Below are 19,578 nucleotides of genomic sequence, written 5' to 3' on the forward strand. Positions count from 1 at the left end.
CCCTTTAGAGCTCTGTAAAGGGCAACAAGTGCTACCCAGTTGGGTGATCGGGTTCGCCCAGGCCGCGCGCCGCGAGCGCTTCACCCGTCTGCCGCGCATAGGCCACCGTGGCGATGAACACCGGGAGTACCAGTGCCCGCGGATTGCGTTCCAGGCCGCGCGCTTTGGCCGAATCCCGCACGTCCCCGAACGTTCCCGCGATAAACGGAATACTGCGCAGCATGATGGCAATCGTCAAGGCAAAGCGTTCGGGGTCCGCCCCGAAGCGGCGGAACGGGGTGGCCAGGGATGCAACTCCGTCCAACAGCCGCTGCAGGGGAGTGGTGGCGGTGAGGACGGAAGCCGCCACCACGCAGACCAGGATGTTCAGGACGATCCGCGCCGCAATGGGACCGCCCAGCTGCCACCACTGGAACAGGCCGATCACAGCCAGTACCGGAAGCAGGGGACGCACCGCCCGGAGCAGCCTGGCCGGCCCGGCCCCGCTGAGCAGGAACAAGGCGGACATCGCAGCGAGGACGACTGCCGAGACCAGCCAGTCGGTGATCAGGAACGACGCACATCCTGCCGCGACCACGGCCAGGAATTTCAGCCAGAGCGGGCAGCGGTGCAGCAGCGAGTTGCCGGGCACGTAATTGGCCAGCAGGAACGAATGGTTCCTCATCGCGCCTGCGCCCCGGGAACGCCGAGGGCCAGCGCGCGGTAATGTTCGACGGCGGCTTCCGGGCCGCCGTCGAACACCACCTTGCCCGCTTCGATCACCAGGACCCTGTCCATTCCGGTGACAAGGTCCAGGTCATGGGTGGACATGACGATCTGCTGGTCCAGGCCCTCCAGGGTCCGGCGAAGCAGTTCACGGTTCCGCAGGTCAAGGAGGGTGGACGGTTCGTCAAGCACCAGTACTGACGGGTTCACAGCAAGGACAGCCGCCAGCGCCATCAACTGACGTTCGCCGCCGGACAGTTCGTAAATGCTCTGGTCCGCCAGGTCCAGCAAGCCAAAACGATCGAGCGCTTCGTCCGCCAGGCGGCGACGTTCCGCACCGTTGCGCACAGAGCGGCGCAGCGAGAGCTCGACGTCCTCCCGGCCCGTAGGCATCACCAGCTGGGACATCGGGTCCGTAAAGACGAACCCGACCGTGCGTCGCACTGCGCGCGCCTCCCGGATGGTGTCCTTGCCGTCCACTGTCACTGACCCGGACGTTGGCTGTGCCAGGCCGTTGAGCAGGCGGAGGAACGTGGACTTCCCGGAACCATTGGATCCGATCACGCCGATGCGCTGCTCAGTCAGGGTGCGGGACACATCTTCCAGGAGTATCCGGTGCCCGGAAGTGCCGTCGACCGGGACGCTGACCGTGGCGTTGTTGAGGACAATCGAAGCCATGATCAGCTCCGGACAGCGCGCCGGACCAGGATGTCCGGGAAGGCCCGGTGAAGGGAGACTGCGATCAGGGCCGCCAGGATGTTCTTCAGGATGTCACCCGGGTAGAACGCGAGGTCCGCCAGGAATGCCTGCTGGAACGTGGCGCCGGTGTTCAGCACAATGCCGGCCACGCCCAGGCTGTGGATGCAGACGATGCTGGTGGCCATGGCTGCGGCGAAGAACCACAGGGCGCGAAGCTTCCGGGTCCGGCGGAGAACCTGGACACTGAGGAAACCTACAACAGTGGCGGCCAGGGTGAAGCCCAGGATGTAGCCGGCTGAGGGGCCGGCCAGGATTCCCAGGCCGCTGCGGCCGCCGGAAAAGATCGGCAGGCCGGCGAGGCCCAGGAGGGTGTAGAGGCCGACGGCGGCGAACGCCCGGGCAGGGCCCAGCACCATACCGGTCAGCATCACGGCCAGCGTCTGAAGGGTAATGGGGACGCCTACAGCCAGCGGAATGCCGGGTACCAGGGCTGCGCCCGCGACGATCGCTGCGAAGACGGCGATCAGGCCCAGGTCTGTGGCGTTCCAGCGCTGCCGGCGGGCACTGGGGGTGATGACGGCTGTGTTTGTTTGGCTCATGGATCTTTCCTGTGCAGATGGGGATGTGACTTCGACGATACGTCCGGTTCCGCCCAGGGATTTTGTAGGCCTGCCACTAAAGCGGACGTCACATCCTGCAGGCCCTTCACAACCGCTCCTGCCGGTAGACTGGTCTAGGCCGTCTTTGGCCACTCCGCCCGGCAGCCATGGCACCACCCGGCATCGGTCCACCCGATCCGCCTGACCATGCTGCGGCGTTCCCTGTTGTGAAAGGCCTTACCTGCTGTGATTACTGTCCAGGACCTTGAATTGCGCGCTGGCGCCCGGCTCCTGATGGACCGGGTGAGCTTCCGCATCGACAAGGGCGACAAAATCGGGCTCGTAGGCCGTAACGGTGCTGGAAAAACCACCCTGACCAGGGTCCTGGCAGGGGAGGGGCTGCCCGCGGCCGGGAAGGTGACCCGCAGCGGCGAGATCGGCTACCTGCCGCAGGATCCGCGCACGCCGGACATGGAACAGCTGGCACGCGACCGTATCCTCGCCGCGCGCGGACTCGACGTCGCCGTCGGCAAGCTGCGCAGGGCGCACGACGAAATGGCAAGCGAGGATCCCGAAATCCAGCGCAAGGCCATGAACAGGTACGACCGCCTGGAATCTGAGTTCCTCTCAGCCGGCGGCTACGCGGCGGAAGCTGAAGCCGCGGCCATCTGCTCCAACCTGGCTCTCCCGGACCGGATCCTGAACCAGCCGCTGAAGACCCTCTCCGGCGGCCAGCGCCGGCGTGTGGAGCTGGCCCGGATCCTTTACTCCGATGCCGAGACCATGCTGCTCGATGAGCCCACCAACCACCTCGACGCCGATTCCATTGCCTGGCTCAGGGACTTCCTCAAGAACCACCAGGGCGGGCTGATCGTCATCAGCCACGACACCGAGCTTCTTGAGGCCACTGTTAACAAGGTCTTCCTCCTGGATGCCAACAGGGCCCAGATCGACTTCTACAACATGGACTGGAAGCGCTACCTCACGCAGCGCGAAACGGACGAGCGCGCCCGCAAGCGCGAGCGCGCCAACGCGGAGAAGAAGGCCCAGGTCCTCTTTGACCAGGCCAACAAGATGCGGGCCAAGGCCACCAAGGCAGTGGCGGCCCAGAACATGGCCAAGCGTGCCGAGCGCCTGCTCAGCGGCCTCGAGGCGGTCCGCGAGAACGACCGCGTGGCAGCCCTGCGCTTCCCGGACCCGTCGCCGTGCGGCAAGACGCCCCTCACCGCAGAGGGCCTCAGCAAGTCCTACGGGTCGCTGGAGATCTTCACCGATGTGGACCTGGCGATCGACCGCGGCTCCAAGGTAGTGATCCTGGGCCTGAACGGTGCCGGCAAAACCACGCTCCTGCGGATGCTGGCCGGGGTGGACAAGCCTGATACAGGTGACGTCATTGCCGGGCACGGCCTTAAGGTTGGCTACTACGCCCAGGAGCACGACACCCTGGATGTGAACCGGACGGTCCTGGAGAACATGCGTTCCTCTGCCCCTGACATGAAGGACGCCGAGGTCCGCGGAATCCTTGGTTCGTTCCTCTTCTCCGGGGACGACGTCGACAAACCTGCCGGTGTGCTCTCCGGCGGTGAGAAGACGCGCCTGGCCCTGGCCACGATTGTGGCCTCCAGCGCCAACGTGCTGCTCCTTGACGAGCCCACCAACAACCTTGACCCCGCCAGCCGTGCGGAAATCCTGGGCGCACTGCGTAACTATTCCGGCGCCGTCGTCCTGGTCAGCCACGACGAAGGGGCAGTGGAAGCACTGAACCCGGAGCGCGTTGTGCTCCTGCCGGACGGTGTGGAAGACCACTGGAACGAGGACTACCTGGACCTCATTACCCTGGCCTAGTTAGAAGCCCTGGCGGTCCAGGATCGCGTCTTCCTCTTCTTCGGAGGTGGGGGACTTCCGTTTCCGCGGGGCCGGTGCGGCCCGGGGACCCTGGACTGCCGCGTAGCGCGGCTGTGTGTCGTCGTCCTCGGCGTCGATTGCTGCGTTGCGGGCCTGCTGCCTGGCGGCATAGCCGAAGGCGACGAACATCAGGACGCCAAACGCGAACCATTGCAGCGAGTAGGACAGGTGCGTTCCCTCGTTCACAGAGGGTTTGGGGAAGGCCGCCGGCATCTGCGCGGGAGCCGGATCCTCGGAGGCCAGCTGCCCGTACGCGCCGGTGAGGACCGGATACCCCAGCTCGGCGGCATAAGAGGGCAGGTCGATGGACGGCAGCTGCCCGGCCGGGGCGCTCCTGTCCAGTGCCGGTTCACCCGGCTTCAGGCGTACGACGGCGGTCACGTCACCTGCCGGCGGGGCCGGGATGGTGTCCGGATGGCCTGCGGTGTTGTTGCCGATCGGGAGCCACCCGCGGTCCACAATGACGGTTTCACCGCTGTGCAGGCGGAAGGGGACTACAACTTCGTAGCCCGGCTGTCCGTTCAGGGGACGGTTCCGGACGATCCGCTGGCCCTCTACGTCATAGCTGCCCTGCAGGCGGACCTGGGCCCACTCGCGTTCAGGGTGAAGGGAGACGAACTGTTCCTTGGCGGCGCTGAATTCCAGCGGCTCTGCTGAATAGTTGGACGTGACCCGGTTGATCTCGGCCAGCGTCTCTGCCCGCCGGTCCATCTGCCAGCGGCCCAGGAAAACGCAGGCCGCGGCAAAGACTGCGGCCAACAGGAGATAGCCCAGCCATTTGCTGGAGAAAAGGAAGCGGTACATTCAGTGGTCCTGCCCGGCCGGCTGCGGCAGCGTCTCTTTCCACAAACCCCGCTGCTCCAGGTATTCCTCCAGCCAGCCGCGGTGTTCGGGGCAGGCCAGCCAGATCTTGCGGCGGTCGGGAGTGTGGATTTTGGGATTGTTCCAGAGCAACTGCCAGGCAGCGGGCGCCCGGCAGCCCTTGCGTGAGCAGTGCGCTTCAGCCGGACCCGGTGCCTGTGCAGTTCCCGCGGCGAGGTCGAAGATGTTCATGAAGCGCGTTTTTCCTGTTCCTGGGGTTCGTCGTCATCAGGGACCACTTCGCCCTGGAGGATGACTGGTTCGTCAGTACTGCCATTGCCGGCTCCATTGACCCCGTCGGCGCCGACGTCACCGGGCGCCCGGGCGGGGGAGGCCTCAAGCTCAACCAGCGGCGCACGGTCCAGGAGCGAATCACTGTGGATTTCCGCCTGGTCGCTGCCGTTGGCGATGACCACGGCAATCCACGGCAGGAACACAGCCCCGGCCACCATCAGGATCTTGAACCAGCCGTCCACCACGAAGATCAGGATCAGGCAGACCAGACGGATTCCCATGGCCAGCCCGTACTGGACCATCCGCTTGTGCATGTCCTCCGAATGGGCCACCGCAGCGTTGGAGATGCTGTGGACCTCTCCGTCACCAGGATGCTGGTGGCGGCTGTGCTGGTCAAAAGGCAAGGATTTTCCGGCTGGGTTTACGGGGGTCATTTGCGGTGGATCACGCTCCAAAGGCTTGACTCAATTCTCTCACCATCGGCTGTTCGGTCCCAAACCCGGGCTAAGATCGGGGGCAGGCAATCCATCCCCTCGACGGCGGCGCTACAGCGCCCCAGATCCGGAGCACCCCTATGACTGAAGCAGTTTCGAGCGCCCGCAGTGTCCTCATTACCGGTGGCAACCGTGGCATCGGACTCGCCATCGCCGAGTCCTTCCTCGCCAATGGAGACAAGGTTGCAGTGACGTACCGGAGTGAGTCGGCCCTGCCGGAGGGCATCCTTGGCGTTAAGGCCGATGTCACGGACCAGGCATCCGTGGACGCAGCCTTTGCCGAAGTCGAAGCCGCCCATGGTCCCGTAGAAGTGCTTGTTGCCAACGCGGGCATCACCAAGGACACTCTGCTGCTGCGCATGAGCGAAGACGACTTCACCTCAGTCATCGACACCAACCTGACCGGCGCGTTCCGCGTGATCAAACGGGCCACCAAGGGCATGATGAAGCTCCGCAAGGGCCGGGTTGTGCTGATTTCCTCCGTCTCCGGGCTGTACGGCGCACCAGGCCAGATCAACTACTCCGCGTCCAAGGCCGGCCTCGTCGGAATTGCCAGGTCCCTGACCCGCGAGCTCGGCTCCCGCGGCATTACGGCCAACGTTGTGGCGCCTGGGTTTATCAATACGGACATGACCGCAGAACTGCCCGAAGCCACCCAGAAGGACTACCTTGCAAAGGTGCCGGCGGCCCGCTTTGCCGAGGCCTCTGAGGTGGCGAACGTGGTGCGCTGGGTAGCGAGTGACGAGGCCGCGTACATTTCCGGCGCCGTCATCCCTGTGGACGGCGGCCTGGGCATGGGCCACTGAACCAGCAGTTTCGGCTCATGTTTGGAGGGGTCGCACAACGGATTTTGCCGGTACCGCTGGCATGATGAAGGGCGAACCCACTGATTTTGGATGGATTGAACAAGAAGGAGCTCGAATGGGACTGCTGGATAACAAGACTGCGATAGTGACGGGTTCTTCCCGCGGCGTCGGTGCTGATGTGGCGAAGTTCCTGGCAGCGGAGGGTGCCGCCGTCGTGGTTAACTACCGGCAGAAGGCGCCCCGCGCCAACAAGGTGGTTGCGGAGATCGAGGCAGCGGGCGGCCGCGCCGTAGCCGTGGGCGCTGACCTGACCTCGGCCGAGGGTGTGCACGCCCTCGCCAGCGCCGCCATGGAGAACTTCGGTTCGCTGGACCTGCTGGTACTGAACGCTTCCGGCGGCATGGAATCGGGCATGGAGGAGAACTACGCCCTCAAGCTCAACCGTGATGCCCAGGTGAACATGCTCAACGCTGCCGCGCTGCTCATGCCCGAGGGTTCCCGCGTGGTCTTCGTCACCAGCCACCAGGCGCACTTCATCGAAACCGTTCCCACCATGCCGGAGTACGAGCCCGTGGCACGCAGCAAGCGCGCCGGCGAGGACGCCCTCCGGGAACTGGTCCCGAACCTGGCGGAAAAGGGCATCTCCCTGGTTGTTGTGTCCGGCGACATGATCGAGGGAACCGTCACGGCCACCCTGCTGGACCGTTCCAACCCGGGTGCCATCGAAGCGCGCAGGGCCGAGGCCGGCAAGCTCTACTCCGTGTCCGAATTCGCCGCGGAGATTGCCACCATGGCAACGGCCGACGTCGAGACCGGCTACACCCACTACGTCGGCGGGGCAGACTACTTCGGTAAGAACGCTGTCTAACTGCTAAACGCTTTGCCCGGATGGCACCTGGCGGCAATAGTCCTCGTGGACATTGCCGCCAGGTGCCATCCGGCGTTAAGCCCTATACCCCGGCGATGTGCCTGACGGCGTCCAGGTAAGGGAAGTTGATCGCGGCGGGCGTCACGGCCCGCACCGCAGGCTTGGCGTTGAAGGCGACGCCGATTCCCGCCGCCCCCAGCATGTCCAGGTCGTTCGCGCCGTCGCCGACTGCAATGGTGTGGGCGAGGTCAATGTGTTCCGCCGCCGTCCACTGGCGCAGGTACTTCTCCTTGGCCGCGCGGTCCACGACGTCGCCCAGGACCTTGCCGGTGAGCACACCGTCAACGATCTCGAGTTCGTTGGCCTGCCAGTAGTCCAGGCCAAGGTCTTCAGCAATGGGCTGCAGGATCTGGTTGAAGCCCCCTGACACAACCGCCACCACGTGGCCTGCCGCTTTGAAGGCCTTCACGAGTTCGGCCGCGCCCAGGCTGAGCCGCACCTCGGCGCGGACTGCGTCAACGACGTCGACGGGCAGGCCGGCGAGCACGGCCACCCGGGCGTGCAGGCTTTGGGTGAAGTCCAGTTCGCCGCGCATTGCGGCCTCGGTCACGGCGGCAACTTCGTCGAACTTGCCGGCATATGCTGCCAGGAGTTCAATGACTTCCTGCTGGATGAGCGTCGAGTCGACGTCCATGATCAGGAGTTTGCGCCCGGCGCTGCGCAGTTCACTGGGTACCAGGGCTGTGTCAATGCCCGAAAGGCCGGGCTCGGAGAGAGCCTCGCGCAACGCCTGCAGCCCAGCTGCCTGGTCCGGGTCCGAAAGGTCCGGATCCGCCTGGCCTGAACCGATGGCAAGCTCGGTCACGGACACCTGGTAGCGGTCGTCCCCGGTTGTTGATTCGGCGACGATCGCTGCCCCTGACTCCTCGTACACGGCACGCAGGCGTGCGGTGTCGGCAGGGGAGAGTTCCAGGGCATAGCTGACCGCGGTCACGTTCGTCGTCATGCCTGCCATCCTATCCAGCGGGCTCCTTGGGGCCGTAGTTGGTTAAGAATGGGCGATGGCTGATTAAGGCACCCGGACCGTGACTGAAGCCGGTTATCAGTCGGCGCTCATTTTGTCCTAGTGTCTACTCCTATGAGCGATGTTCTTGAATTGGCCGCAGTCAGCGTCGTCCGTGGGTCCAAGACCCTCCTGGACAAGGTGGACTGGCAGGTCAAGGAAGGCGAACGCTGGGTCATCCTCGGCCCCAACGGCGCCGGCAAGACCACCCTCCTGCAGATTGCCGCGGCCCGGTTGCACCCGACGTCGGGCATGGCCGGTGTCCTCGAAGAGGTCCTTGGTGCAGTGGATGTGTTTGAACTCCGCCCACGCATCGGCCTGTCCTCGGCAGCGCTGGCCACCCAGATTCCCGAGCACGAAAAAGTCCTCAACGTTGTGGTCACCGCCGCGTACGGTGTGACCGGGCGCTGGCGGGAAGGCTATGAGAAGGACGACGAACGGCGTGCGTTCCGGCTCCTCAATGACTGGGGCATGGGCATGCTGCTGAACCGTCCGTTCGCTTCGCTCTCAGAAGGCGAACGCAAGCGCGTCCAGATCGCCCGCGCCCTCATGACGGATCCCGAACTGCTGCTCCTGGACGAGCCCGGCGCCGGACTGGACCTGGGCGGCCGTGAAGACCTCGTCCACAGGCTCAGCGAACTTGCCCGCGACGAGACGGCTCCTGCCATGGTGCTGGTGACCCACCACCTGGAGGAAGTGCCTCCGGGGTTCACCCACGCGCTGCTGCTGCGTGACGCCAACGTCGTGGCATCCGGGCCCATCACCGACGTCCTGACTGCAGAAAACCTCAGCGCCACGTTTGGGCTTCCGCTCGACGTGAGTGTCAACGCGGGCCGTTACACCGCCACCGCACGCCGCTAGGCGGCCCGTTCCGCCATGTTGGATCTTTTTGGCAGCATTGTTGTGTCTTTGGCCGGTTTATGGGCCGGGACAATCAATGCGGTGGTCGGTTCCGGAACCCTTGTCACCTTTCCCGTCCTGATCGCCCTGGGCATCACGCCAGTGGTGGCTTCCATGAGCAACGCCATGGGGCTGGTGGCAGGCAACGCAGCCGGCGTCTGGGGTTACCGGAGGGAGCTGAAGGGCAGGGGAGCGCAGCTGCTCAGGCTGCTGCCCGCATCCCTGCTGGGTGGAATATCCGGGGCGTGGCTCCTGCTGCACCTGCCCGAGGAGGTCTTCCACTATGCAGCGCCGGTGCTGCTGATCCTTGCACTGTTGATGGTGGTGTTCCAGCCCCGGTTGCAGGCCTGGGTCCGCGAGCGTGAGACGAACCCCGAGCACGCCATCCGGGATAAGAGCCACGGCGTGCTGCTGGTGGTGCTCGTTTACCTGGCCGGCGTATATGGTGGCTACTTCGTGGCCGCCCAGGGAATTCTCCTGGTCGGGATCCTGGGGGTGTTCCTGACCGGCACCATCCAGAACGCCAACGCCATGAAGAACATCCTGGTGCTCGGCGTCAACCTGGTGGCGGCGGTTTCGTATGTGCTGTTTGCCTTCGACAGGATCAACTGGCTGGTGGTGCTCCTGATCGCCATCAGCTCCACGATTGGCGGCCTGGTTGGGGCCAGGGTGGGCCGGAAGCTCTCGCCGGCTGTCCTGCGGGGTGTGATCTTTGCCCTTGGCCTGGTGGCCCTTGGCGTGATGATCGCGAATCTGCTGAAATAATCGGCCGGTGAACTTCCACTATCTTGAATCGGCGCAGGATCCCCGTGTGGCCGATTACACCCAGCTGACCGATGTGCACCTGCGGAAGCTCCGTGAGCCGGCCGAGGGCATGTACATTGCCGAATCGTCCCGCGTCCTGCGGCGGGCGCTGGCGGCCGGGCACCGGCCCCGTTCGTTTTTCCTGGCGGAAAAATGGGTGGCGGACCTCCAGGACATTTTCGATGAATTCCCGGACGTCCCGGCCTACATCGGCAGCGCGGCACTGCTGGAGGAGATCACCGGCTTCCACCTGCACCGTGGCGCCATGGCCGCCATGCACCGGCCACAACCCGTACCGCTTGCCGAGCTCCTGGCCGGCGCCCGCCGCGTGGCAGTCCTCGAGGACATCGTCGACCACACGAACGTCGGGGCCATCTTCCGCTCCGCGGCGGCACTGGATGTTGACGCCGTCCTGGTCTCACCGCGCTGCGGCGATCCGTTGTACCGGCGCAGCGTCAGGGTCAGCATGGGCACGGTGTTCCAGGTGCCGTGGGCCAGGCTGGAAAACTGGCCGGGCGACCTCCACGCCCTCAAGGAGCAAGGGTTTACCGTGGCGGCCATGGAACTGACTGACGACGCCGTCGACCTGGACGTCCTCGCGGCCGACAGTCCTGCGCGCCTTGCCCTGGTGCTGGGTACCGAAGGTGCCGGGATGTCCGCGGAGACACTTGCCGCCGTCGACGTCGCCGTGAAGATCCCCATGCGCGAAGGGGTGGACTCCCTGAACGTGGCCGCAGCCTCCGCCGTGGCCTTCTGGGAGCTCCGTCCGCGGAAGTGACCCGGCCCTGGCCTGTGGTTCGTCACGGTCCACCGGATCCGGTATGATTGATTGCTGGCCGTGCTGTGGTTTCGGGGGATTCCTTCCGGAGCGGGCCGCCATCCCATTCATACCTGACAACTGGCAAAATCCAGTTGTGTGAACAAAGGTCCCATTATGAAGTCTGATATCCACCCGAAGTACGAAGCTGTTGTTTTCAACGACCTGGCTTCCGGCGTCAAGTTCCTGACCAAGTCCACCGTGTCTTCCAAGAAGACCATCGAGTGGGAAGACGGCAACACCTACCCGGTCATCGACGTCGAAATCTCCTCCGAGTCCCACCCGTTCTACACGGGCAAGCAGCGCATCATGGACTCCGCAGGCCGCGTCGAGCGCTTCAACGCTCGCTTCAAGGGCTTCGGCGGCAAGAAGTAACTTACTTCTCCTCCAAGCTTTTCGCAGAAAGCCCGCACCGGTAACGGTGCGGGCTTTTTTGCATAGGGGTGGCATTGAAGTCCGTGCGCGTGCGGCAGGATGGAGTCATGATTCCTGATGTACCAGCAGACCTTCCGGCAGCCCGTCACGGGGAGTACAAGGTACCGGGCGGCAAGCTCGTAGTCGCCGACTTTGACGTGGTGTCGGGCAGGCTGGCGGGCGTTTCCATCAGCGGTGACTTCTTCCTGGAGCCTGACGAGGCCCTGCAGTCCATCGACTCCGCGCTGGAGGGACTTCCCGCCGATTCCACGCCAGGCGAGCTCGCGGCAGCCATTTCCGCCTCCCTCGCCCCGGACGCCGTGATGTTCGGCTTTTCGCCCGAGGCCGTGGCCACAGCCATCCGGCGGGGCCTTGCCAAGGCCTCCGGCTGGGCTGACCACCAATGGGAAGTCATCCCGCCTACCGTGCTGCCGACGCACGTGAACGTTGCCCTGGATGAGGTCCTGACCGAAGCCGTTGGGGAAGGCCGCCGCAATCCGGCACTGCGGTTCTGGGACTGGGACGAACCTTCAGTGGTGATCGGCAGTTTCCAGTCCTACCGCAACGAACTCCAGCCCGACGGCGTGGCGCGGCACGGCATCACCGTAGCCCGCCGGATCAGCGGCGGCGGAGCCATGTTCATGGAAGCAGGCAACTGCATCACCTATTCCCTGTACCTTCCCCAAACGCTCGTTGACGGCATCAGCTTTGCCGATTCCTACGCCTTCCTGGACGCCTGGGTAATGGCAGGCCTCAAGGAGTTGGGCATCAACGCGTTCTACGTGCCGCTCAACGACATCGCCACCGACCAGGGCAAGATCGGTGGCGCCGCGCAGAAGCGGCTGGCCAACGGCGGCATGCTCCACCACGTCACCATGAGCTACGACATCGACGCGGACAAAATGGTGGAGGTCCTGCGGATCGGCAAGGAAAAACTGTCCGACAAGGGCACCCGCAGTGCCAAGAAGCGGGTGGACCCCTTGCGCCGCCAGTCCGGCCGGTCACGCGCCGAAATCATCGCCGCGCTGCAGCAGGTCTTCACGGAACGCTACGGCGCCGTGGAATCAATGCTGGGCGACGACGAAATTGCCGCCGCCCGGCAGCGTGTGGAATCCAAGTTCGGCACAGCGGAATGGCTGCACCGGATCCCCTAGCCCGGTTCATAGGCAGATTCCAGTGCCCCGGCTCCTAGGCGGAGTCGCGCGCCTGGGATCGCAAGGCACGCATCAGGTGGCTGCGCTGCTCCACGATGATCCTCCGCAGGGCAGCAGGCGCGGCTGCGTGCCCTGCCAGCCAGTCATCCGTCAGCCGGATCACTGCGTGATCCGCGGGGTCCTGCCCGGGCTGCAGGCGGTGACCGGACGGGTACAGGCCGCGGACAATCCGGCTCGCGATCTCGATGCTCCGCTGTTCCCAAACACCGGCAATGGCCGCGAAGTAGGGCTCCACGAACGGTTCCAGCAGCTCCGGTTCTGCCGTGTTGAACCCGGCGATGGTGGCACTGAGCAGCTGGTTGGACAATTCGGTACCCACGACGGCGGCATGCCACGCTGCTGCCTTGACTTCCGGTTCCGGGCGGGCAGCCAGGGCGGTGGTGTGGCCGGCACGGCCGGATGCGGTGGTGTCGCGGGCCAGGTCGGCGTCGAGCTCCTCCTGCGTGGCCTGGCCGTGGGCCGCAAGCGCGTGCAGGAGGGACCAGCGCAGTTCCGCATCAACCGTCAGGCCCGGAACAGTTCCGTCAACGTCCAGGAGCCGGCGGACCAGCGGGAGGGCACTGGCGTGGTGCCGGCTGGCAGTTGCCAGGGCCCGCGCCCAGGCCAGCTGCTGGTCCGATCCCGGCGCGGCTGACTGGAGCCGGTCCGCGGCCAGGGCGGCCAGGTCCGCGCGGAGCCTTGGTTGCGTGGCGGCGGAGGCATAATGCTCGACGGCGGTGGAAGCGTTATCCAGGACGTTCTGCAGGACGCCAACACCGGTCTCGGACGCCGCGAAGCGGGCAACCGCGTCGAGGTAGGAGCCTGCGGCTGATTCGGCGTCACGGGTTGAATTCCACAAGGCAGTCCAGCACAGCGCGCGGGCCATTGGATCCACGAGCCTGTCCAGCGAGGACCGGACTGTTGCTTCGGAACGGGGATCGAGCCGTACCTTGGCGTAGCTGAGGTCATCGTCATTGACCAGCAGCAGGGCGGGGATGGACTCGCCGGCGAGCTCCGGGACCACAGTGCGGTTGCCCGTGATGTCGGTTTCAACGCTGCGGGTCCGGACCAGTGAGCCGGTTGCGTCCGCCTCGTACAAACCAATGCGAAGGCGGTGCGGCCTGGGCTCGGGGCGTCCCGTGACAGGGTCCGTTGCTTCCTGGACGATCGCCACCTCGCTGAACGTCCCGCCGTCGGACGTTATGTCCGTGGAAAGGGAGGAAATCCCGGACGTCTGCAGCCACTGCCGGGACCAGTCCGCAAGGTCACGTCCGGACGAAGCGCTCAACGCTGCCAGGAGGTCTTTCAGGGTGGTGTTTCCGTAGGCGTGGTCGCGGAAGTACTGCCTGGCACCGGCAATAAAGGCGTCAAAGCCGACGTAGGCCACCAGCTGTTTCAGGACGGACGCGCCCTTTGCGTAGGTGATGCCGTCGAAGTTCTGCTTGGCGGCCTCCAGGTCAGGGATGTCGGCCACGATGGGATGGGTGGTGGGCAGCTGGTCCTGGACATAGGCCCAGGCCTTGCGCTTGTTGGCGAAATTCACCCAGGCGGTTTCCCAGTCCGTGGCGCGGTCCACTCCCAGCGTGCCCATGTAGTCCGCAAAGGATTCCTTGAGCCAAAGATCGTCCCACCACTGCATGGTGACGAGGTCGCCGAACCACATATGCGCCATCTCGTGCATCAGTGTGTTGGCGCGGGCCTGGTACTGCGCGTCCGTGGCGCGGGAGGTGAAGACGTAGGTCTCGGCAAAGGTCACCAGGCCGGGGTTCTCCATGGCTCCCAGGTTGTATTCAGGAACGAAGGCCTGGTCGTATTTGCCCCAGGGGTAGGGGTAGTCGAAGAGCTCGTTGAAGAAGGCCAGTCCACGCTTGGTCAGGCTGAATAGTTCATCGGTATCAAAGTCCTTGGACATGGAGGCGCGGCAGTACAGGGCCAGCGGCACGTCAAGGCGGGTGCCGTCCTCGAGGGTGGCGCTCCAGGAATCGTCGGCCTTGTAGTATGGTCCGGCCAGGACCGAGGTGATGTAGGTGGACATCGGCAGCGTGGTTTCAAAGTCCCAGCGCGCGGCATTGGGATCGCTGGCCAGGGGAGTGCGCTGGACTTCTGCGCCGTTGGAGGCCACTTCCCATGCGGCCGGTGCCGTGACGTGGAACGTGAAAGTCCCCTTCAGGTCCGGCTGTTCAAAGTTGGCGAAAACCCGTCGCGCGTCTGCGGGTTCGTACTGCGTGTAGAGGTAGCACTGGCCGTCAGCGGGATCGAAAAACCGGTGCATGCCTTCGCCGGAGCGGCTGTACAGGGCAGTTCCCGTCACCGTCACCTGGTTTACTGCCCGGAGGTTCTCCAGCCGGATCCGGGGCCCGTCAACAACCTCGTTAACGTCCAGGGCCTTGCCGTTGAGGAAGATGCTGTGGATGCCCGCGTGGATGAAGTCAAGGAACGTGCCTGCACCGGGCTCTGCGGCGGAGAAGTCGATGACCGTCTGGCTTGTGTACCCGCTTGCCTCAGGATCCGCGGCGTTGCGGACGTCGAGGGAGACATCGTAACTGTGCGTGGTGATCAGGGTGGACCGGTGGGCGGCTTCGTCCCGCCGAAGATTCTCAAAAGACACCCCGCTATCTAATCATGCGGCCTGCGCGGAAATGCCGATGGCCGCGCCCAGCCCCAGCAGGGCCAGGAGCAGCCAGGACAGCATCGCGGCAGCGAGTGCAGGCCCGCCGGTATGCAGGAGGGTCCGGATCCGCACAGCGGACCCAAGTCCAAAGAGTGCCGCACCCAGCAGGATGTCCTGCAGGGCCGCACCGGCTTCCAGCCAGCCTTCGCCCAGGATGCCGGAGGAGCGCAGGGCGACCATCGCGAGGAAGCCAACAATAAACAGCGGCATCAGCGGCGGCAGTTTGACCGGTCCTGTTGGTACCGTGCTGTCTCCGGGAGCTGCTGCCCGTTTGGCTTCCCGCCGTGCAACCCAACGCTGCTCCAGGCTTGCTGCGGCGATCATCGGGGCCAGCAGCAGCACCCGGGTCAGCTTAACCACGACGGCGACTGCCAGGGCAGCGGTTCCGGCAGTCTGCGCGGTTGCCACCACCTGCCCGACGTCATGCACGGAGGCACCCGTCCAGGCGCCGAACGTGTGGGGATCAAGGCCCAGCGGGTGGATCAGCAGGGGCAGGACGCCGATGGCCAGCGTGCCGCACAGGGTCACGAGGGCCACCGGGAGCACGGTGTCGGCCTGCCTGATCCGGCGGGCATCGGCCATTGCTCCGATTGCTGATGCGCCGCAAATGGAGAAGCCGGTGGCGATCAGCAGGGACACCTGCGGTGCCAGGCGGAAAAGCCGCGAAATGAAGTATGTCCCGCCGAATCCTGCGAGCACCACGGCAGTGATCAGGCCCAGTGATGCCCAGCCCAGGTCCAGCACGTCCACGATTCCCACTTTGAGGCCCAGCATCACAATGCCGCCCCGCATGAGGCTCTTGCCGGCGAAGTCCAGGCCGGGCCGGGCACGGCCGGAAATCACTGTTGCTGTGGGCGGCAGGTTGGCTGCCAGGAGGCCCAATGCCACAGCCACGGTCATGGCGGGCAGTGCCGGAACGGCTGCATGGACGGCGAAGGCCACCACCAGGGACAGCGCGGCACAGGCAAGGCCCGGGAGCAGTCTGGAGGTTCCATGGGCAGGCACTCACCTACTTTGCAGTATGCGGCGCAGAATCACGAACCCGGGCCCTGATCATCAACACGCCACAATGGGCTGCAGTAATGATTTTGAAACAAAAAAGTGGTTGGCTAAGGGACATGTCAGACCTTTTCCAGGATTACTCCGAGGCGGCCGCCAAGAGCGGTGCCTACGACGAGATGTTCACTCCGGAGCAGCAAGCCCGGCCGTCGTATACACAGGTCGCCGACGCCCTGCAGAAACTGTCCCTGGCAGACGTAACTGCCCGGGCCGACTCCATGGCGAGGACCTTCCTGGACAGGGGCGTGACGTTCGACTTCGCAGGCGAGGAACGGCCCTTCCCGCTGGACATCGTGCCCCGCATTATCCCGGCGGACGAATGGGATGTCCTGGAGCGCGGCGTTGCCCAAAGGGTCCGTGCCCTGGAAGCGTTCCTCAACGATGTCTACGACAAAATGGCCGTTGTGGCCGACGGCGTCATTCCACGCCAGCTGGTCACTACCAGCGCGCATTTCCACCGCGCCGTGCATGGCTTTGAACCGGCAGGCGGCGTGCGTGTCCACATCTCCGGCATCGACGTCGTCCGGGACGCCGCGGGAACGTTCCGCGTCCTTGAGGACAACGTCCGGGTGCCCTCCGGCGTGAGCTACGTCCTGGAGAACCGCCGCGCCATGGCCAAGGGCCTGCCCGAAGCCTTTGGCCAGCAGCTGATCCGGCCCGTGGAAGAGTACCCCCGCCGGCTGCTGTCCGCTTTGCGCAAAACGGCGCCCTCCGGCGTCGACGATCCCACAGTGGTGGTCCTCACCCCGGGTGTGTTTAACAGCGCCTACTTCGAACACACCCTGCTGGCAGGCCTGATGGGCGTGGAACTCGTGGAAGGCCGTGACCTCATCTGCCGCGGCAACCGCGTCTACATGCGCACCACGGCGGGCGAGCAGCGTGTGGACGTGATCTACAAGCGCATCGACGACGATTTCCTGGACCCGCTGCAGTTCCGCTCCGACTCCATGCTGGGCTGCCCCGGGCTGGTTAATGCCGCGCGCGCCGGGGGAGTGACCATTGCCAACGCGGTGGGCAACGGTGTTGCGGACGACAAACTCGTTTACAGCTACGTTCCGGACCTCATCAGGTACTACCTGAATGAAGAGCCGGTGATCGCCAACGTGGACACCTACCGCCTCGAGGAAAAGGAAGCCCGGGAATACACCCTGGACAACCTGGCCGAGCTCGTGGTCAAGCCCGTGGACGGCTCCGGCGGCAAGGGACTGGTCATTGGCCCGGACGCGTCCAGGGATGAGCTGGACGCGTTGCGTGACCGGATCATTGCCGATCCCCGCGGCTGGATCGCCCAGCCCGTCCTGCAGCTGTCCACCGTTCCCACGCTCAGCGGGGACAAGTTCGGCCCCCGGCACGTGGACCTGCGGCCCTTCGCGGTCAACGACGGCGACGACGTCTGGGTGCTGCCCGGCGGCCTGACCCGTGTGGCGCTGAAGGAGGGCTCGCTGATTGTGAACTCGAGCCAGGGCGGCGGTTCAAAGGACACCTGGGTACTTGCAGGCTCGCCGCAGGTTCCTGTGGAATCCGTGCCCAGGCAGTCTGTCACGGTCCGCGAGAGGGTGTCAGTATGGCCCGTAGAGAGCAACTGGCGCGACCGCCAGTCGGAGCAACAGCAGTGACGCGCCGTTCCGGCCGTATAGTTCTTCTTTCGATCGTCGCTTCAACATTTGTTCCGGTTCCGGACGCGCAGGAGGTAGCCAGGAATGCTTAGCCGTATCGCCGAGTCCCTGTTTTGGATTGGCCGCTACGTTGAACGGGCGGACGGTACAGCACGCATTTTGGACGTCCACCTGGAGCGGCTGAACCACCTGCCGCTGGAAGAGCGGCGTGGAGTCGCCCAGGAATTGTTGGCCGTGATGGGCGCACGCCCGGACAGTGAGGACTTCGGGCTCCCGGAGCTGCTGCACGCCCTGGCCTACGACAAAACCAGTGCCACCTCCATTGCCGGTTCCCTCAGTGCCGCCCGCGAAAACGCCCGGCGTGCCCGGGAGACCGTGTCGTCGGGCCTGTGGGAGAGCCTGAACACCACCTATTACGGGCTCAACCAGCACCGCAAGGACGTTGTGGGAACCTACAGGTACTGCAACTGGGTCCTGGAGCGCACGGCCATGGTCAGCGGCCTGGCGGACACCACCGTCAGCCATGACGAAAGCTGGCTGTTCCTGGTCCTGGGCCGTTCCCTGGAGCGCGCTGACATGACCGCCCGGATGCTGAGCACCAGGGACGTCCTCAGTGCCGGTATGTCCTGGGTGAACATGCTCCGCTGTGCCGGCGCCTACGAATCGTTCCTGCGGACCCGCCGGGCAGCGTTCGGAGACCAGCATGCCGCCGAGTTCCTCCTGCTGGACCGGCTTTTCCCGCGGTCGATCGTCTATGCCCTCCGGGATGCCGACGACTGCCTGGCCAAGCTGGATCCGTCCGCGCAGCGTGTCGGCTTTATCAACGATGCCCGCCGCATTGTGGGCCAGGCGCGCACCTTCCTGGAATTCCACCGCACGGACGATCTTATGTCCGAACTGCCCGAACACATGGAACGCGTCCAGAAGGCTGTGTCCCAGGCTTCGGACGCCATTTCCCGTAAGTACTTCAATCAGGCCGATGAACTCGCCTGGGTGGGAGAAGTTTCATGACCCGGCTGAACATCCAGCACAGGACCACGTACAAATACAACAAGCGCGTTACGTTGTCCTACAACGAGGCACGCATGACGCCGCTGTCCGACGCCCAGCAGGTGGTGCTGGAATCCCAGGTGAAGGTCTCGCCTTCGCAGGCCGCGGTGAGCAGCTACAAGGACTACTGGGGCAGCCGCGTCACCACTTTCGACATGCAGATGCCGCACGACCACCTGGATGTCCTGTCCAGCATTACCGTGGAAGTGCACCGCACCGAGAAGGCACCCACGCCAGCGGATCTCGCGGACTGGGACGTGATCCATTCCGTGGAGACCGTCAACCAGTTCAGCGACTGGATTCCGCAGTCCCGCCTGACCGGGCCGGGGGAGGAGGTCCTGGGCATCATCCCTGGTGTTGTTGCCGGGAAGGCACCCCATGAGGCGGCCATGTCCATCTTCGAGTGGATGCGCGGCGAAATGACGTACATGTCCGGTTCCACCGCCGTCACCACCAACGCCGAAGAGGCGTGGGGCCAGCGCCAGGGCGTCTGCCAGGACCTGGCGCACCTGGCCATCGGTGCGCTGCGCAGCTGCGGGATCCCTGCGCGCTATGTTTCGGGATACCTGCACCCGCGTTCGACGGCGGAACTCGGCGAGAGCGTTGCCGGCCAGTCCCACGCGTGGCTTGAGTTCTGGGACGGGGCCTGGCGCAGCTGGGATCCCACCAACCACAAACCGGCCGGTGACTTCCACGTGACGGTGGCCCGCGGACGGGACTACCGGGACGTGCCGCCGCTGAAGGGCATCCTGTCCGGCGGCGGCGGGTCCGAGCTCAGCGTTTCGGTGGAGATTACCCGCGTGGCGTAGCCCTGGTTCCG

The 19,578-nt window shown here is 65.0% G+C and carries 20 protein-coding genes; 11 read left to right on the forward strand and 9 right to left on the reverse strand.

Annotated elements, in window-relative coordinates:
• Window positions 1-31 precede the first annotated feature (31 nt).
• Genes ACPJW8_RS08710 through ACPJW8_RS08720 form a run of 3 tightly spaced genes read right to left on the reverse strand, consistent with a single transcriptional unit; the run spans window position 32 to window position 2,003 of the window.
• The gene (locus ACPJW8_RS08710; RefSeq protein ID WP_330188775.1) at window positions 32-664 is read right to left on the reverse strand and encodes an energy-coupling factor transporter transmembrane protein EcfT; all 633 of its coding nucleotides are present in this window, start codon (window positions 662-664) and stop codon (window positions 32-34) included.
• On the reverse strand, window positions 661-1,383 hold the full coding sequence (locus ACPJW8_RS08715; RefSeq protein WP_330188776.1) for an ABC transporter ATP-binding protein: 723 nt from the start codon (window positions 1,381-1,383) through the stop codon (window positions 661-663). The genes ACPJW8_RS08710 and ACPJW8_RS08715 overlap by 4 nt, the downstream gene beginning before the upstream one ends.
• Before the next feature lie 2 nt (window positions 1,384-1,385).
• On the reverse strand, window positions 1,386-2,003 hold the full coding sequence (locus tag ACPJW8_RS08720; protein WP_330188777.1) for a biotin transporter BioY: 618 nt from the start codon (window positions 2,001-2,003) through the stop codon (window positions 1,386-1,388).
• Between the two features lie 246 nt (window positions 2,004-2,249).
• Here ACPJW8_RS08720 and ACPJW8_RS08725 point away from each other — a divergent pair, with 246 nt between their 5' ends.
• Window positions 2,250-3,848 (forward strand): ABC-F family ATP-binding cassette domain-containing protein, encoded by a 1,599-nt coding sequence (locus ACPJW8_RS08725; protein WP_330188778.1) that lies wholly within the window; start codon window positions 2,250-2,252, stop codon window positions 3,846-3,848.
• Here the strand turns inward: ACPJW8_RS08725 and ACPJW8_RS08730 are convergent, their stop codons facing one another.
• From ACPJW8_RS08730 to ACPJW8_RS08740, 3 genes are read right to left on the reverse strand one after another with little or no spacing between them, the layout of a single operon-like run.
• Complete coding sequence (locus tag ACPJW8_RS08730; protein WP_330188779.1) at window positions 3,849-4,712, reverse strand: SURF1 family protein; 864 nt, start codon at window positions 4,710-4,712, stop codon at window positions 3,849-3,851.
• Complete coding sequence (locus tag ACPJW8_RS08735; RefSeq protein ID WP_330188780.1) at window positions 4,713-4,961, reverse strand: hypothetical protein; 249 nt, start codon at window positions 4,959-4,961, stop codon at window positions 4,713-4,715.
• Window positions 4,958-5,437 (reverse strand): DUF3099 domain-containing protein, encoded by a 480-nt coding sequence (locus ACPJW8_RS08740; RefSeq protein ID WP_330188781.1) that lies wholly within the window; start codon window positions 5,435-5,437, stop codon window positions 4,958-4,960. The genes ACPJW8_RS08735 and ACPJW8_RS08740 overlap by 4 nt, the downstream gene beginning before the upstream one ends.
• A 140-nt stretch (window positions 5,438-5,577) precedes the next feature.
• Between ACPJW8_RS08740 and fabG the strand changes: the two genes are divergently transcribed.
• Together fabG and ACPJW8_RS08750 are read left to right on the forward strand one after the other, a co-directional pair.
• On the forward strand, window positions 5,578-6,303 hold the full coding sequence (fabG, locus tag ACPJW8_RS08745) for a 3-oxoacyl-ACP reductase FabG (RefSeq protein WP_330188782.1): 726 nt from the start codon (window positions 5,578-5,580) through the stop codon (window positions 6,301-6,303).
• Between the two features lie 115 nt (window positions 6,304-6,418).
• The gene (locus ACPJW8_RS08750; protein WP_330188783.1) at window positions 6,419-7,171 is read left to right on the forward strand and encodes an SDR family oxidoreductase; all 753 of its coding nucleotides are present in this window, start codon (window positions 6,419-6,421) and stop codon (window positions 7,169-7,171) included.
• An 82-nt stretch (window positions 7,172-7,253) separates the two neighbouring features.
• Here ACPJW8_RS08750 and serB read toward each other — a convergent pair whose 3' ends face one another.
• Window positions 7,254-8,177, reverse strand: a complete 924-nt coding sequence (serB, locus tag ACPJW8_RS08755) for a phosphoserine phosphatase SerB (RefSeq protein WP_330188784.1) — start codon at window positions 8,175-8,177, stop codon at window positions 7,254-7,256.
• A 132-nt stretch (window positions 8,178-8,309) separates the two neighbouring features.
• Here serB and ACPJW8_RS08760 point away from each other — a divergent pair, with 132 nt between their 5' ends.
• From ACPJW8_RS08760 to ACPJW8_RS08780, 5 genes are all read left to right on the forward strand, one after another.
• On the forward strand, window positions 8,310-9,095 hold the full coding sequence (locus tag ACPJW8_RS08760; protein ID WP_330188785.1) for an ABC transporter ATP-binding protein: 786 nt from the start codon (window positions 8,310-8,312) through the stop codon (window positions 9,093-9,095).
• 15 nt (window positions 9,096-9,110) lie between these two features.
• Window positions 9,111-9,899, forward strand: coding sequence for a sulfite exporter TauE/SafE family protein (locus ACPJW8_RS08765; RefSeq protein WP_425256444.1), 789 nt, complete (start codon window positions 9,111-9,113; stop codon window positions 9,897-9,899).
• A 7-nt stretch (window positions 9,900-9,906) separates the two neighbouring features.
• Window positions 9,907-10,716, forward strand: a complete 810-nt coding sequence (locus ACPJW8_RS08770; RefSeq protein ID WP_330188786.1) for an RNA methyltransferase — start codon at window positions 9,907-9,909, stop codon at window positions 10,714-10,716.
• A gap of 156 nt (window positions 10,717-10,872) precedes the next feature.
• Window positions 10,873-11,130, forward strand: coding sequence for a type B 50S ribosomal protein L31 (locus ACPJW8_RS08775; RefSeq protein WP_028267311.1), 258 nt, complete (start codon window positions 10,873-10,875; stop codon window positions 11,128-11,130).
• A 107-nt stretch (window positions 11,131-11,237) separates the two neighbouring features.
• Window positions 11,238-12,323, forward strand: a complete 1,086-nt coding sequence (locus ACPJW8_RS08780) for a biotin/lipoate A/B protein ligase family protein (protein ID WP_330188787.1) — start codon at window positions 11,238-11,240, stop codon at window positions 12,321-12,323.
• 34 nt (window positions 12,324-12,357) lie between these two features.
• Here the strand turns inward: ACPJW8_RS08780 and pepN are convergent, their stop codons facing one another.
• Both pepN and ACPJW8_RS08790 read right to left on the reverse strand, forming a co-directional pair.
• Complete coding sequence (gene pepN / locus ACPJW8_RS08785; RefSeq protein WP_330188788.1) at window positions 12,358-14,970, reverse strand: aminopeptidase N; 2,613 nt, start codon at window positions 14,968-14,970, stop codon at window positions 12,358-12,360.
• Between the two features lie 12 nt (window positions 14,971-14,982).
• Entirely contained in the window at window positions 14,983-16,038 is a 1,056-nt protein-coding gene (locus ACPJW8_RS08790) for a YeiH family protein (RefSeq protein ID WP_330188789.1), read from the reverse strand.
• 113 nt (window positions 16,039-16,151) lie between these two features.
• Here ACPJW8_RS08790 and ACPJW8_RS08795 point away from each other — a divergent pair, with 113 nt between their 5' ends.
• From ACPJW8_RS08795 to ACPJW8_RS08805, 3 genes are all read left to right on the forward strand, one after another.
• The gene (locus ACPJW8_RS08795; protein WP_330188790.1) at window positions 16,152-17,708 is read left to right on the forward strand and encodes a circularly permuted type 2 ATP-grasp protein; all 1,557 of its coding nucleotides are present in this window, start codon (window positions 16,152-16,154) and stop codon (window positions 17,706-17,708) included.
• Between the two features lie 84 nt (window positions 17,709-17,792).
• On the forward strand, window positions 17,793-18,719 hold the full coding sequence (locus tag ACPJW8_RS08800) for an alpha-E domain-containing protein (RefSeq protein ID WP_330188791.1): 927 nt from the start codon (window positions 17,793-17,795) through the stop codon (window positions 18,717-18,719).
• A complete protein-coding gene (locus ACPJW8_RS08805) occupies window positions 18,716-19,567 on the forward strand; it encodes a transglutaminase family protein (RefSeq protein ID WP_330188792.1) in 852 nt (283 codons plus the stop codon). The genes ACPJW8_RS08800 and ACPJW8_RS08805 overlap by 4 nt, the downstream gene beginning before the upstream one ends.
• The last annotated feature ends 11 nt before the right edge of the window (window positions 19,568-19,578 follow it).

The organism is Pseudarthrobacter sp. J47 (genome assembly GCF_049810315.1).
In the GTDB taxonomy this organism is placed as follows: domain Bacteria; phylum Actinomycetota; class Actinomycetes; order Actinomycetales; family Micrococcaceae; genus Arthrobacter.